Source organism: Chryseobacterium oncorhynchi (assembly GCF_002899895.1).
GTDB lineage: Bacteria > Bacteroidota > Bacteroidia > Flavobacteriales > Weeksellaceae > Chryseobacterium > Chryseobacterium oncorhynchi.
In genome coordinates this window covers 65296-80712 of the sequence record NZ_PPEI02000006.1, presented here as the reverse complement: position 1 = coordinate 80712, position 15417 = coordinate 65296, and the positions used below count along the sequence as shown (strand labels likewise).

Sequence of the window (15417 nt, the reverse complement as noted above, 5' to 3'; positions counted from 1 at the left end):
GTTATTTTGGTATTTTACTTAATAAGGAATGTCCTACCGGATCGATTCCCTTTTGTATTAAATCTTTTACAGCCATTACTGCCCAGCATTTATCACTGGAATGAATATTTCTGTAGAATGAAAGTAGAACACCAGGTTCCACAACAGTAAATCCATTGGCTATTACCGTTTCAAGATTATCTTTTTCAAAAAAATCAATGGTAATCCTATTGAATTTATCATTTTCCCATTCTACTGTTTTTTCATATCTGCGGAAATTTTCTTCACTTGGCAGATGATCATAACGTGTCCATACTTTCTGAAATCCCTCCTGCTGAAGAATCATCACTACCTCAGCAACATTTTCTTTCATTACAAATACATCAATGTCCTTGTGATCATGAGCATGTTTGTATTCTGTATGTCCTGTTTCTGACATAAAATGCCATGCCCCTCCGCCAGATATGATTACTTTATCTTTTAATTTATTTAATATTTCAAGTCCAAAACGGATTCTAAATTCCGGCCAGACTTCTCCATATCTTTTGATGTTATGTGGTGCTCCCATTTTTTTGATTTTTAATTGGGTGTTAGGTATTTATAGCTGCAAATTACATGTTCTCAATTCGCAACTATAAACTTTCAACTTAATTTATCTATCCATTCTCACAATTCTTGGCTGAAATGTTCCCAGAATGTCTACCAATTCACTTTGTGCATTCATCACTTCATGAATATCTTTATAAGCCATTGGTGCCTCTTCCGTATTACCGCCCATTAGGGTGACATTCTTCAGCTTCAGCTCTTTTTTGATATCGTGTTCGGTGAAAAGACTTCTGCATTCACCTCTTGAGTGTGCTCTTCCTGCTCCATGTGATGCAGAGTTAAGAGATGCAGGATTTCCTTTTCCACGAACGATAAATCCTTTTGCCGTCATGGATCCCGGAATCATTCCCAATTCATTTTCATTGGCTGGAGTGGCTCCTTTTCTGTGAACGATTACTTCTTTTCCGTTGTGAGTTTCTTTCCATGCAAAATTGTGATGGTTTTCAATTCTGGCTTTCACTCTTCCGCCAACGGCTTTCACCAATCTTCTGTGAATATCATCATGACACGCTGAAGCATAGTCTCCCGCAAGATTCATGGCCGTCCAGTATTCCAAACCAAGATGGGTACTCAAATCAAGCCATGCAAATTGCTGTGCTTCTTTTGGCAACGGACATTGTTCTACGGCTACCCTTGAGTAATACTGGGCAATTTCTGCTCCCATTCCTCTGGAACCGCTGTGTGAAAGGATTCCCAGGTATTTTCCTTTTGGCAAACCAATTTGTTCATCTTCTTCTGTGATTTCCACTTCTCCGAATTCAACAAAATGATTTCCACCTCCTGAGGATCCCATCTGCTTGATGGCTTTTCCTTTTAATCTTCTAAGAATCGGGATTAAATCAAATGTATCCCTATCGAAGATTTCATGATCTATATGAGATTTGTGTGTCTCATACATTCCAAATTTTGTATGCTCGACAAGGGCCTTTTCATACTTATCCCTTGCTCCGTTAAGATATGAAACCGGTGTATCCAAAATACTTAAGCTCATTCTACAGCCAATATCCATTCCCACTCCATAGGGAATCACTGCATTTTCTACCGCAAGAACTCCACCTATCGGAAGTCCGTACCCACTGTGAGCATCAGGCATTAAAGCCCCTTGAGTGGAAATTGGTAATTTCAACGCAGTGTACAACTGGTTTTTAGCTTCATCTGAAATATTATTTCCGAAGACCTGAAAAGCTGCACGTTGTGAATTCAACATTCTTTTTTCTGTTTTCTTGGATGAAAGTAAAGTTTCTGCAATCTGTCCGAAGGTTAAATCTTTCTCAAAATTCTCCGGATGAATCAGAATTTCCTTTAAAAGAGACTTCACATAATGGATATTTTTAGTTGCAAAATTTCTCTTCATGACTTCCAAGGCTATGTTTACACTTTGGTTATTGGGATAGCCCAGTTTTAATATATCTTTTCCTTTTAGTTTTAAATTTCCCATTGTTTTTGTTTTAAATAATAGTGGACCTACAAGTCCTCAAAACATTCTGCAATCTCTGTTGCAGACATTGTACAGGTAACATATTTCCTGCTTTTGATAAGATCTTTTTCATATTCCATTTTCCATGGATTAGATTTTCCGTGGATTTTTTTCTGGATAATTCCTACAATTTTATGCTGTCCCAAATACGCACCCAACTCCGCTTCTTCTTTTTTCAGCTCTGCATTTATAGGTTTGTAGTGGGTAATCATATGGGGTCTTATCCTTAAACTAAATCTCCACGGTTCAGTAAATTCGTAATAGGTTTCATAACACTTCCGAAAGGGACAGTATTCTTCTTTTTTCAGAAAGTATTGCCTTTCTCTTAGGGTAAGCCCAAATTTTGGACTATTCCAAGAGTATGAAGAAACACGATTGAGCTTCTGTTCTCTCTCTACATATATTCTTCGGCCAAATTTTCTTTTCTTTTTCAAAAACTGGCGACTTCCGGAATACATATAGGTATTGATTTTCTTCAAAAGTCCCTCAAAGAACTCTCCATCACTCGTCCTCATGACATCATCCCTTACTACAAAGAATCTTACGAATCCTAATTGGTAAGGCTTCTCCAAGGGAATCAATGGAATGTTTTTTATGATATGCCAGAGTTCCTTACTACGTTTATACTTTTTTCTTATCTGTTTTTCTACATCTTTTTTTATTGTTCTTTTTCTGTTTCTCGTACTTCTCAGCCGATAAGACAGAAAGTTGTTATTTTCCATGTAATACACAGGATATCAAGCACAAGACTCCAAAATGGATTTGCTATCTATCTGCTTTATACATCAACTAAAATATTAGTTGAATAAATTAATAATGATGAACAATTATAGTTTCTGGTATAAAACCTCAACTATTTTGTTCTTAAAAACACTTAAAAAATTTCGGGGAAACGTGAGTTTGAAATATTGCGCAATAAAAAACCCGAAATCTCTACGACTTCGGGTTTTGATATTGTATTGTACTATTATTCTAAGAATGTACCAAACCGCGAAGCCTTACCACCATAAGGGGTAATCCAACTGTAGAATTCTGATTAGTTCTGAACATTGCTTCGTTGTTTTTTATTGGTTAAACTTGATTTTCAGGTGCAAATATAGAATTATTTTTTTAATCATCTATTATTTAAATCTTATTTTTGTGAAAAAAGAGTTTTATGCATAAATTTTTATTGGCCTTACTTCCATTACTTTTAATAGGTTGTAAGAAAGAGGAACCTGTAAAAAAAGAAGAGGTAAAAGTCGTAGAGAAAGGTTGTTTTTCTTCCCATTTCATGGAAAAAATTCTGGATTTGGAAGAAATGAAAAACCAGGCTAAGTTTCTCGAATCAGAGACCAAAGGAAAAGGTAAGATCGGTTTTCTTGTAGACAGTACAAAAGTAAATAATGGCTGGGATTATTCTATTTCTGTTGGATATAATGGTCCGGATCGTTTTGAAACCTATCATATTTTTAATGCATCAAGTGATCAGTGTAATACCTTAACCATTTTAGACCCTCCGTCCGGAGAATATATTTCTCTTGAGGAGTGGAGAAAAAATAAAGATACTCCTACCCCAATGGAATCTTTATTAAAAACAGGGCTTTATAGCTTACCTATTGAAAGTCTTCCTCAGGTAGATGTAAAGTTTATAGAAACAGATTTTACGGTGGAAGGTTCAGAAAAGTACAGCTGTGGAGAACCTACATTCCGATATTTTCCTTTAGCTCGATATAAGGATGTTGAACTCATTCTTGTTCCGATGGATTGCGGAGATTTTGACTATCGATATTATCTGCTTACTGTACTGAATAACAGCATCGTTGGTGAAGCCTATGTAGAAGGTATTTGGTTTGATTCCGGAAAGGAGGATAAGAAGGAGGAGTTCAGCAGCTATGAAATCAATAAAGCAGGAGAAATCATTGTGACAACAGATCATAAGATTGATGGAAATAGCCAAAAGATAACTAAAACGCATTATCAAATTATGGATGATGGTAAAATCGTTCAGAAAAAATAAAGCAAAGGCTGTTTCAGAAGTTGAAACAGCCTTTGTTTTTTCACTTGAGGTGAATAATACTTAGAAAAATAGCATCAATAACCTTGGTCATTCTGTTGATATCAAGGGTTTCCAACGTATCTGTCGATTTATGATAATTTTTGTTTCTAAAGAATGAAGTATCGGTAATCATAAGAGCGGGGAAATCAAATTTCCAATAGTTTAAATGATCGGAATAGTCAACACCTCCTATAAACTTCGGTGCTGGAAATGTTTCTGTTTTTATCTGGTTTGAGTCTTTAAAATGATCTATAAAGTCTCCCACAAACGGCCCTGCTCCGCTTAATTTTTTAACCATTGTAATAAAGTCTCCTTTATCACCATAAATCCAGGAAAGAATACCCATAGGGAAATCCTGAGATCCTTTTTCGTCTTTGAAATATCCGATCATTTCTACACTTGCCATACCGTAAACATCAATATTGTTATCCTTTAGATATTTTGCATGGATGTAGCTGCCCATATTTTCGGTCCTGAAATAGGGTGGTTCTTCCAATGTGTAGGCAACAAGGTCTATTCTGTAGTTCAGTTTTTGACCTTTAAACATTCTTGCCAGCTCCAAAAGGGCTGTGACTCCGGTGGCATTGTCGTCTGCTCCCTGCTGATCTCCACAAACGTCATAATGGGCGCCTATGATAATTCTTTTCTTATTTTCTGTACCAAAAGAGGTTATTACATTTTTATACACTTTTCCATCTACCTTATACTTCTGAAAGGCTGTACTGTCACTGTATGTAGTAAAGGTTTGATGAATATAATCTGCAACGGCATTCAGCTGATCTATATTGTTATGATTTCTGAACTGTGGAGTTTGGGTAAGCGCTGTTAGGTGCTTTTTTACCAATTCTATATTAGCTGGAACGGGAGATTTTTGTACAGGTCCATCTTTTTTTCCTGAGCTAAAGAGAAAAACACCTATAAAAAATAAGCCTACGAAAAGAATCAGCTTCTTCTTCGTAGGCTTTATTATATTTTTAAAATCCATACTTATGCTTTTAGTTTCTTTGCTGAAAATTAAAGCTTTTTAGGATTAGTTTTCTAAAAATCTCTCTAAGATTTCTACTGCACATTTTGGAAGATTGGTTCCGGGACCGAAAATAAAGTCAGCTCCGTTTGCATAAAGGAATTCATAGTCCTGTTGTGGAATAACTCCGCCTACTACAATCGTAATGTCATCAGCACCTAGTTTTTTCAATTCTTCTACGACCTGAGGAACCAATGTTTTGTGTCCCGCAGCAAGGGAAGATACTCCCAAGATGTGAATATCATTTTCAACGGCCTGTTTTGCTACTTCTTCCGGAGTTTGGAATAACGGAGCTACATCCACGTCAAATCCCATGTCTGCAAATGCTGTGGCTACTACTTTCGCTCCTCTGTCGTGCCCATCCTGCCCCATTTTGGCGACCATGATTCTTGGGCGACGTCCTTCTTCTTCTTCAAATTTCTGAGTAAGATTAAGGGCTTTTTCAAAGTATTCGTTTTTGCCTGCATTCATAGCGTATACTCCAGAGATGGTTTTAATGTTTGCTTTATATCTACCGAAAGTTTCTTCCATAGCATCACTCATTTCCCCAAGGGTCACTCTTCTTCTTGCAGCTTCTATGCATAATGCCAACAGGTTTCCTTTTCCTGTTTTTGCACTTTCGCGGATCTCATTTAGGATTTGCTCTACCGCTTCTCCGTTTCTTTCTGCTTTTATGCTATTTAGTCTTTCAATCTGCTTTCTGCGAACTTCTGTATTATCAATATCAAGGATCTCTATTGCATCCTGTTTTAATGAAGATTTGAATGAGTTAACTCCAATAATGAATTCTTCTCCACTATCAATTTTAGCCTGTTTTTTAGCGGCAGCTTCTTCAATTCTCATTTTTGGAATCCCCGCTTCAATAGCTTTGGTCATTCCCCCTTCCAGCTCTACCTCATCAATGTACCTCATCGCCTCTTCTATCATCTGCTGAGTAAGGCTTTCTACCAGGTTACTTCCTCCCATTGGATCTACTACATCACATATTCCGCTTTCCTGCTGAAGAATGATCTGTGTATTCCTTGCAATTTTTGCTGAATAATCTGTAGGAAGCGCAATGGCTTCATCCAATGCATTAGTGTGTAGCGACTGTGTTCCGCCTAGTGCTGAAGACAAAGCTTCAATGGCAGTTCTTGTGATATTATTAAAAGGCTCCTGCTCCGTCAATGACCATCCTGAAGTCTGTGAATGGGTTCTTAACGCTAGTGATTTCTGATTCTGTGGGTTGAATTGCTTTAAAAGGGTTGCCCAGATATATCTTGCAGCACGCATCTTAGCAATTTCCATGAAGTGATTCATTCCGATGGCCCAGAAAAATGATAATCTTGGGGCAAAGTCATCTACATTCATTCCTGCTTTAATTCCCGTTCTTACATATTCAAGACCGTCTGCTAAGGTATAAGCCATTTCCAGCACCGGAGTAGCACCAGCTTCCTGCATATGGTATCCTGAAATGGAAATAGAATTAAATTTTGGAATGTTTTGCGAAGTATATTCAAAAATATCTGCAATGATCTTCATGGATGGTGCAGGTGGATAGATGTAGGTATTTCTTACCATGAACTCTTTCAGAATATCATTTTGAATGGTTCCTGAAAGCAATTCCTGCTTCACGCCCTGCTCTTCTGCAGCTACGATATAGAAAGATAAAATAGGAAGTACAGCACCATTCATTGTCATAGAAACCGAGATCTGATCTAATGGTATTTCATTGAACAGAATTTTCATGTCTTCTACGGAGTCAATGGCAACTCCCGCTTTTCCTACGTCACCTACTACTCTTGCGTGATCAGAATCATATCCTCTGTGGGTAGCAAGGTCAAATGCTACTGAAAGTCCTTTTTGCCCTGCAGCAAGGTTTCTTCTGTAAAAGGCATTAGATTCTTCTGCTGTGGAGAAACCTGCATATTGGCGGATCGTCCACGGTTTTTGAACATACATGGTGGAATACGGTCCTCTCAGATAGGGTTCAATTCCTGGAGAAGTCTGTGTTAATGATTCGTCTTTTACATCCTTTTTTTCATAAGATGATTTAAGTTCCAGCCCGTCTTTTTCAAAATTGTAAATTTCTCTTTCCAGAGGTAATACATTAAAATCAGGCTTTTTCACAGAAATTGTCTTTCGCATTCCAATAATTTTTGTCTCCGTAAAGTTAATTTTTTTGAACGAAACATGAAACTTCTGTTAACATTCAGTTTCTCTGAATTTTAGCAAAAGAAAAAGACCGGACAAATGCCCGGCCTTTATTCAATTTATTGGGTCTGCTTATCTTTTTAGACAAGTCAGATTTTTACCTTTTATGCTTAAAGTTTTACCCCCATTTCATACAATGCAAACGACAGAAGATCTGCGTTTTCACCGATTACTTGATCTGTTGCTCTTCCGGCACCGTGACCTGCATTCTTCTCAATTCTTAATAAGATAGGATTTTTACAAGCTTGTTTTTCCTGAAGTTCTGCTCCAAATTTGAATGAGTGAGCCGGAACTACCCTGTCATCATGATCACTGGTAATAATCATGGTAGATGGATAGCATGTTCCCGCCTTTACATTGTGTACCGGAGAGTAAGATTTCAGATATTCAAACATTTCTTTGCTGTCTTCTGCTGTTCCGTAATCATAAGACCAACCTGCTCCTGCAGTGAACTTATTGTATCTTAGCATGTCCAATACTCCAACTCCTGGGAAAGCAACTCTTGCCAGATCAGGACGTAAAGTCATGGTAGCTCCTACCAATAGACCCCCGTTTGATCTTCCTGAAAGTGCCATATATTCTTTTGAAGTATATCCTTTACTTTGCAGGTATTCACCAGCTGCGATGAAGTCTTCAAAAACGTTTCTCTTCTGCATTTTTGTTCCTGCATCATGCCATTTTTTACCATATTCACCACCACCACGGATGTTTGGAACAGCATAGATACCGCCGTTTTCCATCCAGATTGCATTCACTACTGAGAAAGAAGGCTGTAGGCTAATATTGAATCCTCCGTAAGAGTATAGAATTGTAGGGTTTTTACCATCAAGCTTAGTCCCTTTTTTGTAGTTGATCATCATTGGAACCTTTGTTCCGTCTTTTGAAGTATAGAATACTTGCTCAGAAACGTAATCATCCGGATTAAATTTCACTTTTGGCTTCTGATATACTTCTGATTTCCCTGAATCTACATTAAATTTATAGGTAGTTCCCGGTGTAATATAGTTGCTGAAAGAATAATAAATATCTTTTTCTTTTTCCTTTCCTCCAAATCCAGAAACATTTCCTTTCCCAGGAAGGCTAATTTCTCTGATTAATTTTCCTGTTTTGTCAAACTGCTTCACTTTGTCTATAGCATCAACCATATACGTTGCGAAGAAGTATCCACCTCCCGAAGAGATTCCCAATACATTTTCCGTTTGTGGAATGACGTCTTTCCAAGTTTCAGGAGCCGGATTGCTGATGGTTGTTTTTACAAGACGCATATTTGGAGCATCTTTATCGGTAGAAATGAAAAGCTCATCTCCTTCTGTATCTACAATTCCTGCATTAATGTCAAATCCTTTTACAATCTGTACAAAGTCACCTCCTTTTTTCAAGTCTTTTATATACAGTTCATTACCATTGGTTGCATTGGCCGCTGAAACGATTAGATATCTCTGATCTTCTGAAACATAGGCTCCCAGATATCTTCTTGGTGTTTTTTCTCCTCCAAAGATCAATTTATCTTCAGATTGCTTTGTTCCCAGCTTATGAAAATAAACTTTATGCTTATCTGTCATTCCGGAAAGTACGGTTCCCTCTTTCGGCTTGTCATAGCTTGAGTAGTAGAACCCTTCATCTCCCTGCCAAGAAATTCCGCTGAATTTTACATCCAATAAAGTTTCATCAATCTGCTTTTTGGTAATGGCATCAATGATGATAATTTTATTCCAGTCACTTCCGCCCTCAGAGATAGAGTAAGCTGCAAGGTTTCCTTTTTTGTTGAATGAAAGATTAGAAAGTGATGTAGTTCCTTTTTCTGAAAATTTATTCGGATCTAAAAACACTTCTGTAGCTTTGGTCTTACTGTTTGTTCTGTACAAAACAGATTGTGCCTGTAAGCCATCATTTTTATAGTAATACGTATAATCTCCTTCTTTGAATGGAGCTGATATTTTCTCGTAATTCCAAATATCTTTCAGCTGATTTTTTATTTTATCCCTGAAAGGAATTTTTGAAAGATAATTCTGGCTATAAGCTACTTCTTCATCTACCCATTTTTTGGTAGCATCAGAGTCATGTTCCAGATCCCTGAACGGGTCGGAAACAGCAGTTCCAAAATAGGTATCGGATTGACTTCCCTTTAATGCTTTTGGATAATTCATTGTTTGAGAATAAAAAGATGCTGAAAACAGTACTCCAGCAGTTAATAACATAGGTTTAAAATTCATACTGAACGGTTTTCTCAAAAATACGTAAAGTAAGTGAAATAAAAAAAGCCCTAAAAAATCAGAGCTTTTTTTTATTTAATTGTTTATTAATCAACGTTTCATTGATTGAAATTATCGAAATAGAAGTCGGTAAGGTTGGTTACAATCTGATCAGGGCTACCATTCCAGTAATATATTTTATCACCCTCTTTCAATTCATATAAACTAAATTCCTGATCAACAGTTACTGTTTTGTCTGCAGTTTTAAAATCCTGAGTCAATTGTCCCAGATATTTTTTAAGGTCATCAGTCTTTATTTTTTTCAGATCTGTTGATGGTTCTGGTGTTATATTCGCGGGTACCTTAAAGCTTACAGAATAGGTTACCTCAGCAATTTTCTGACCTTCAACATATTCATTAGGAACCACTTTTACCTCTTTAATATTAAGTTTAGCATTTCTGAAATTTGAAAATAAAACGGTAAAATAGTCTTCAGCTTCTTTTTTACATGCATTAGCAGCAGCTTTGGGAAATATTGATAAGAAAGCTTCTGCACTGCTTTTAACCACATTCTCAGAGGTTCCTTTAAAATCTACCTGAAAAGCATCTTTACCCCCTACTGTTGGTCTTAAGTAATCATTAAGTTTTAGATGTATGGATTCATCATTATTCAAAAAAGAACCAAAAAACAGTTCAAAAACTTCTTTAGGCTTCTTGACTTCTGTTTGTGCTGTAAGGTGCTGCCCCATCATGGTAAGGAACAACAGTAAAATAATTTTGTAGTTTTTCATAGTTTATATTTTGTTAATATGATATGGCTTAAAAGAAAAGCCCCTGAAAAAATCAGAGGCTTTATTTTTATTTTAAAAAAAACTTTAGTAGTTTTCTTCTTCTCCTTTCATTTTTTCTGCATTCTCTGCCATGATTACTGCGTCAATCATTTCAGAAATATCCCCGTTCATGTAAGCATCCAGATTATACATGGATTTATTGATTCTGTGATCTGTTACTCTTCCTTGTGGATAATTGTAAGTTTTGATCTTTGCAGAACGGTCACCTGTAGAAACCATCGATTTACGTTGTGCAGCAATATCTCCCTGTACTTTTTGTAATTCGATATCGTATAGTTTTGTTCTTAACATTTCCATTGCCAATTCACGGTTTGCTAACTGAGAACGAGCCTGCTGACAAACTACTACAAGCCCTGACGGTTTGTGAGTAAGCTGAACTTTAGTTTCAACCTTGTTTACGTTCTGACCACCGGCTCCTCCTGAACGTGAAGTCTGCATTTCAATATCTGCAGGATTTAGTTCGAAGTCTACTTCTTCTGCTTCCGGTAAAACCGCAATTGTAATCGCTGAAGTGTGAACTCTTCCCTGAGATTCTGTTTCCGGTACACGTTGTACACGGTGAACTCCTGATTCGAACTTCATGACTCCATAAACCCCTTCTCCTTCCACTTTCATGATCAATTCCTTGTAGCCTTTTGCTGCTTCATTGGAATCTGTCACTTCATGTCTCCATCCTTTAGTTTTGAAGTACATGGTATACATTCTGTAAACATCTTCCACAAAAATTGCTGCTTCATCACCTCCGGTTCCAGCACGTAGTTCTACGATAACGTTTTTGTCATCTGCAGGGTCTTTAGGAATCAAAAGAACTTTAAGTTCTTCCTCCAGTCCTGGAATCTTAGATTGTGCTTCCAGTTTTTCTTCTTTAGCCAAATCTACCAAGTCTCTGTCTGATCCGTCAGCAATGATTTCATCAGATTCTTCGATGCTGTCTAAAGCACCTTTGTACTGATCGTAAACTCTAACAATTTTACCCAAATCACTATATTCTTTGTTCAAAGAAGAATATCTTTTTTGGTCTGAAATAACATCAGGCTGTATAATAAGGTCTGCAACCTCATTATATCTTTGTTTTATAGCTTCTAATTTTGGAATTAATGATTTAGACATTATGGAATTTTTGTGGGGGCAAAGATAAGAATTATTAATTCAAAATTAAAGTATAAATTTTTGAACAATAGGCTAAAAGTATAAAATAGGGAGCTTATTCACTTTTGATGTTATCAATTTCTTCTTTACCTCCTCTGGAAAGCTTTCTATCTATTAAATATAAAATAATCCCTACAGCTATAATGGCCAGTCCTATTAAACTTTCTTTTGGATTATGGATAAATGTAAAATAGAGAATATATCCGCTGAACAGTAAAAAAACGGTTGGGAAAATATAAAAAGCATTGGATTTGAAAATTCTCCGGTCTTTCTTTTTAAGGAAATATACTGTAGAGATTGCCAGACTTGCGAATAGCTGAAGAATGAAAGCTGTATAAACGAAGATCTCTTTAAAACTTCCTGTTAAAATAATAACGGTAGCAATCACAGCATGGGCAAAAATGGCTCTCACCGGAATTCCTTTTTTGTTTCCTGCTGAAAGAGGCTTCCAAAGGTAGGTATCTTTTGCAAAGGCTTGTGTAAGCCTTGATCCTACCCATAAGTAACCGCTGATTGTTGCGATAAGCTGTAACGCAATAAAAATATTGACAATTTTCCCAAAGGAAAGCCCCAGCATATTAACAGCCGCTTCTCCCATTACATCTTCTTTTCCTGCTAACTGGCTTATAGGTGCATGTTTCAGCATAATATAATTGACAAGGATATAGCTTACCGTTACAAATACGGTTCCTATGATCAGGGATTTGGGAAGACTTTTTTGAACATCTTTTATTTCTCCGGCAATATAAGAAGCAGAATTCCAGCCGGTATAAGAATAGGTAACAAAAACCAGCGAAGTTGCAAAGGCAGGAAGCATGATTTCGTTCTGCCAACTATCACTAAAATTCAGACTGTTTCCAATCTGAGGAGATTCTGAAAGCCCTACTCCCAAAATAACCAAAACAATAATAAAGGCTATTTTGATAAAAGTAAAAAAATTATGGAATCGGCTTGATGTTTTTAAACTGAATGACAAAGTAATGGCAACCAAAAAAATTGCTGCAATGGCAAAACCGTTACCAAAGGAAAAATCAAATACGGAGAGGTATTTCGACATTGCCAATGCCGCCAACGCAACGGGTGCTGAAAACCCAATGATAAGGGAAATCCAGCTTATTAAATATCCGAATAAAGGATGATACGTTTCTTTAAGATAGATAAAATCTCCTCCGTTTCCTTTGAAATGGGACCCTAATTCTGCATAGCAGAAAGCTCCGAACAAAGCGAGAATTCCTCCGATGATCCATAACAGAAAAATACTGTAAGTATTGGTAATATCGGAGAGCTGAAATCCTAAGGTGGTAAAGATTCCCGTTCCTATCATGTTGGAAACGACGATGGCTGCAGCTGTTTTCCAGCCGATCTGATGTGAAGCAGTGTTCATTTAATGATTAAAAGTTAAAATTAAGTCTTCCGAAGAAATAGCTTCCCAACGTTCCCATTTGTACCGGCGCATATTTGAATACTCCATAATATGAATTTTTATAGACCTGAAGATCCGGAAAAACATCCAATACATTATTAGCCCCTACGGTAAAGTTGATATTTTTTGTAATATCATAACCAAAACTAATATCAGTAACTACTTTTGGAGAAAATTCCTGAACTTCTCCAAAAGGGAAACCATCTCTTATTACTTTACCAAAGTAGGTATTTCTCACGAGAAAATTAAATTTTCCTATTCCGTAGTTCAAACCTAATGATGCTTTGGTCTTTGGGGAAAGGGTTTCAATAATATTAATCTGATCTGGGCCAAAATATTGATCTCTTGGGGTATTTATATTTTCAGGAAAATGGAAGTCTGTAATCTTTGTTTCTGTATAATTTCCGGCAAGGTTTACATTCAAATTTCCTCCACCTAATTTCCAATCATAGGAAACCACAACATCTACACCCTTGGTTTCTGTGTCTATGGCATTGGCGAAAAACCGGCCGCTTTCTACCTCGTTTCCTTTCCCTACCACATTAGGATCTGAGAGCCTTGGATCTGTAATATTTCCGGTAATAACGATTCTGTCTTTCACTTTAATGATATATCCATCTACTGTAATGAATAATCCTTTTGCTGGTTTTAATGTAAATCCGGCACTTCCGTTAACAGAAGTTTCTTGTTTTAAACGGTCAAAATTAAGAATCTCAGCCGCCTTACTGTCATTATTAAAAATTCCCTTGGTAACAATCTTCGAACCTGTGGTAGAAATATCTGCATAGGAATTGTTAAAATACTGCTGTTGAAGTGATGGTGCTCTAAAACCTGTTCCCACAGCAGCTCTTACAGCGTAATTTTTTACAAACTCATACCTTATTGCCAGTTTTCCGTTCAGGCTATTTCCAAAGTCTGAATAGTTTTCAAATCTTCCAGCAATATCTATATTTAGTTTTTTATCTAAATCATATGAAAAATCAGCATACACCGCCGTTGAATGCCTGTCCTTTTTCAATATATTACGTGGAGAAAAGCCAATAAAAGATTGTGAACCTCCCACTCCACTCACCGTAGATCCATCCACAGCAATATTGCCGTTGACATCATATTGGGCATAAGAAGCTTCGTCTCCAGCCTTAATCTGGTATTGTTCAAACCTGAATTCTCCACCAAAGGCTATATTGAAATTCTTTATATTTTTGGAAACATCCAGATTAACTGTATTTTGTAGAAAGCTGTGGGCTCCGGCGTAAAAACGAGTTGGTGATTTTGCTCCTAGGGAAGCATTATTAGTATTACTAATATTATAGTTGAATGTGTTGCTGCCAAATGTATTACTTAAATCAACCAACCAATTATTCACATTATATTTTGCTCCTACAGCATAGGAAATATCATAGATCTGAGATCCTAAGACAGCCTGAAAACCATTAGGATAGATTGATGAAACCACATTCGAGGTTTCGCTCGGAAGTCTTCTGAAACCATATCCATTTCCTTCTTTGATACTAAAACCACCAAATGAATACAGTTTAAATTGTTCATTCAAAGGATATTCTGAATTGAAAAATAACTGTCCTTGTCTGATTTGTGCATCCCCAACCTGAAAATTAAAATCATCTCGCGTCAGCCCTCTTTCTCTGATGATATCATCATCATTTTTTCTTGCAACATCCGGATTATCAGCAAATTCATAAGCGAAATTATTTCCGAAAATATCAAGGTCATGATTTTGAGTTCTCGTTGTTTTTCGTCTGTGGCTTAACTGTAATGAAAGATTCACAAACCCATCATTTTTTCCTAAAGAAGCGCCATAGTTGACGCCTGCCTGATAGGTATCTCCATCATTTCTTCCACTTAATCCATAGGTTAAACTTGCTGAAGCTCCTGTATTCTTTTTAAGGATAATATTGATGACTCCTGCAATGGCATCCGAACCATATTGTGCCGCAGCACCATCCCTCAAAACTTCAATTTTTTCAATAGCAATGATAGGAATAGTACTTAGATCCGTTCCCACAGAACCGTTCCCAACTGTATTCTGATAGTTCACCAAAGAGGTTGTATGTCTTCTTTTCCCGTTAAGCAATACCAATACCTGATCCGGCCCCATACCCCTTAAGGTTACAGGATCAATATGCTCTGTACCATCAGAAGCAGATTGTCTTACAGAATTAAAGGATGGAATAACATAATTCAGGAGATCCTGAGCAGTCATTTGTGGCGATGATTTTTGAATTTTATCAATATTGATGACATCTACGGGAACAGGAGTATCCAGTTTTGTTCTTTTCGCACTACGGTTTCCTACGATAATAATATCCTCAATTTGTTTTCCTTTTTCTTCCTGCTCCTGGGCTGCGGTTAAAATTGTCCCAAGCAGTAATACAGCTATACTTAGTTTTTTCATCTTTATTCTTGCCAATTAATACTATTTCTCCACAGAGCATTCTGCAGATACACAAGACTTCAAGAAATGGAA

The 15417-nt window shown here is 36.8% G+C and carries 11 protein-coding genes; 1 reads left to right on the top strand and 10 read right to left on the bottom strand.

All coding sequences use genetic code 11. The features are described 5' to 3' along the window. Position 1: 1 nt before the first annotated feature. The 3 genes from C1638_RS18210 to C1638_RS18200 all read right to left on the bottom strand — a co-directional run bounded on the left by C1638_RS18210 (position 2) and on the right by C1638_RS18200 (position 2784). Positions 2-547 carry a hypothetical protein gene (locus tag C1638_RS18210; protein ID WP_109623386.1) on the bottom strand — a complete coding sequence of 182 codons (546 nt, stop codon included), beginning with the start codon at positions 545-547 and terminating at the stop codon, positions 2-4. Between the two features lie 84 nt (positions 548-631). After that, positions 632-2023: an RtcB family protein gene (locus C1638_RS18205; RefSeq protein WP_109623385.1), complete on the bottom strand. Its 1392-nt coding sequence runs from the start codon at positions 2021-2023 to the stop codon at positions 632-634. A gap of 26 nt (positions 2024-2049) precedes the next feature. Further along, complete coding sequence (locus tag C1638_RS18200) at positions 2050-2784, bottom strand: hypothetical protein (RefSeq protein WP_109623384.1); 735 nt, start codon at positions 2782-2784, stop codon at positions 2050-2052. Between the two features lie 434 nt (positions 2785-3218). Between C1638_RS18200 and C1638_RS18195 the strand changes: the two genes are divergently transcribed. Further along, positions 3219-4061 carry a hypothetical protein gene (locus C1638_RS18195; RefSeq protein ID WP_109623383.1) on the top strand — a complete coding sequence of 281 codons (843 nt, stop codon included), beginning with the start codon at positions 3219-3221 and terminating at the stop codon, positions 4059-4061. Between the two features lie 40 nt (positions 4062-4101). Here C1638_RS18195 and C1638_RS18190 read toward each other — a convergent pair whose 3' ends face one another. From C1638_RS18190 to C1638_RS18160, 7 genes are all read right to left on the bottom strand, one after another. Continuing rightward, positions 4102-5085: a M28 family peptidase gene (locus C1638_RS18190; RefSeq protein WP_109623382.1), complete on the bottom strand. Its 984-nt coding sequence runs from the start codon at positions 5083-5085 to the stop codon at positions 4102-4104. 45 nt (positions 5086-5130) lie between these two features. Beyond that, a complete protein-coding gene (scpA, locus tag C1638_RS18185) occupies positions 5131-7251 on the bottom strand; it encodes a methylmalonyl-CoA mutase (protein WP_109623381.1) in 2121 nt (706 codons plus the stop codon). Between the two features lie 176 nt (positions 7252-7427). Continuing rightward, positions 7428-9530 carry a prolyl oligopeptidase family serine peptidase gene (locus C1638_RS18180; RefSeq protein WP_109623380.1) on the bottom strand — a complete coding sequence of 701 codons (2103 nt, stop codon included), beginning with the start codon at positions 9528-9530 and terminating at the stop codon, positions 7428-7430. Between the two features lie 98 nt (positions 9531-9628). Next, on the bottom strand, positions 9629-10300 hold the full coding sequence (locus C1638_RS18175; protein WP_109623379.1) for a hypothetical protein: 672 nt from the start codon (positions 10298-10300) through the stop codon (positions 9629-9631). Positions 10301-10384: 84 nt separating this feature from the next. Further along, positions 10385-11470 (bottom strand): peptide chain release factor 1, encoded by a 1086-nt coding sequence (prfA, locus tag C1638_RS18170; protein ID WP_076357067.1) that lies wholly within the window; start codon positions 11468-11470, stop codon positions 10385-10387. 94 nt (positions 11471-11564) lie between these two features. Beyond that, positions 11565-12893 (bottom strand): APC family permease, encoded by a 1329-nt coding sequence (locus C1638_RS18165; RefSeq protein WP_109623377.1) that lies wholly within the window; start codon positions 12891-12893, stop codon positions 11565-11567. A 7-nt stretch (positions 12894-12900) separates the two neighbouring features. After that, a complete protein-coding gene (locus tag C1638_RS18160; protein ID WP_109623375.1) occupies positions 12901-15345 on the bottom strand; it encodes a TonB-dependent receptor plug domain-containing protein in 2445 nt (814 codons plus the stop codon). Between the last annotated feature and the right edge of the window lie 72 nt (positions 15346-15417).

Excerpts from the sequence above, each read along its gene's own strand:
- C1638_RS18210 (WP_109623386.1), bottom strand. The coding sequence starts at position 547 with ATGGGAGCACCACATAACATCAAAAGATATGGAGAAGTCTGGCCGGAA.
- C1638_RS18205 (WP_109623385.1), bottom strand. The coding sequence starts at position 2,023 with ATGGGAAATTTAAAACTAAAAGGAAAAGATATATTAAAACTGGGCTAT.
- C1638_RS18200 (WP_109623384.1), bottom strand. The coding sequence starts at position 2,784 with ATGGAAAATAACAACTTTCTGTCTTATCGGCTGAGAAGTACGAGAAAC.
- C1638_RS18195 (WP_109623383.1), top strand. The coding sequence starts at position 3,219 with ATGCATAAATTTTTATTGGCCTTACTTCCATTACTTTTAATAGGTTGT.
- C1638_RS18190 (WP_109623382.1), bottom strand. The coding sequence starts at position 5,085 with ATGGATTTTAAAAATATAATAAAGCCTACGAAGAAGAAGCTGATTCTT.
- scpA (WP_109623381.1), bottom strand. The coding sequence starts at position 7,251 with ATGCGAAAGACAATTTCTGTGAAAAAGCCTGATTTTAATGTATTACCT.
- C1638_RS18180 (WP_109623380.1), bottom strand. The coding sequence starts at position 9,530 with ATGAATTTTAAACCTATGTTATTAACTGCTGGAGTACTGTTTTCAGCA.
- C1638_RS18175 (WP_109623379.1), bottom strand. The coding sequence starts at position 10,300 with ATGAAAAACTACAAAATTATTTTACTGTTGTTCCTTACCATGATGGGG.
- prfA (WP_076357067.1), bottom strand. The coding sequence starts at position 11,470 with ATGTCTAAATCATTAATTCCAAAATTAGAAGCTATAAAACAAAGATAT.
- C1638_RS18165 (WP_109623377.1), bottom strand. The coding sequence starts at position 12,893 with ATGAACACTGCTTCACATCAGATCGGCTGGAAAACAGCTGCAGCCATC.
- C1638_RS18160 (WP_109623375.1), bottom strand. The coding sequence starts at position 15,345 with ATGAAAAAACTAAGTATAGCTGTATTACTGCTTGGGACAATTTTAACC.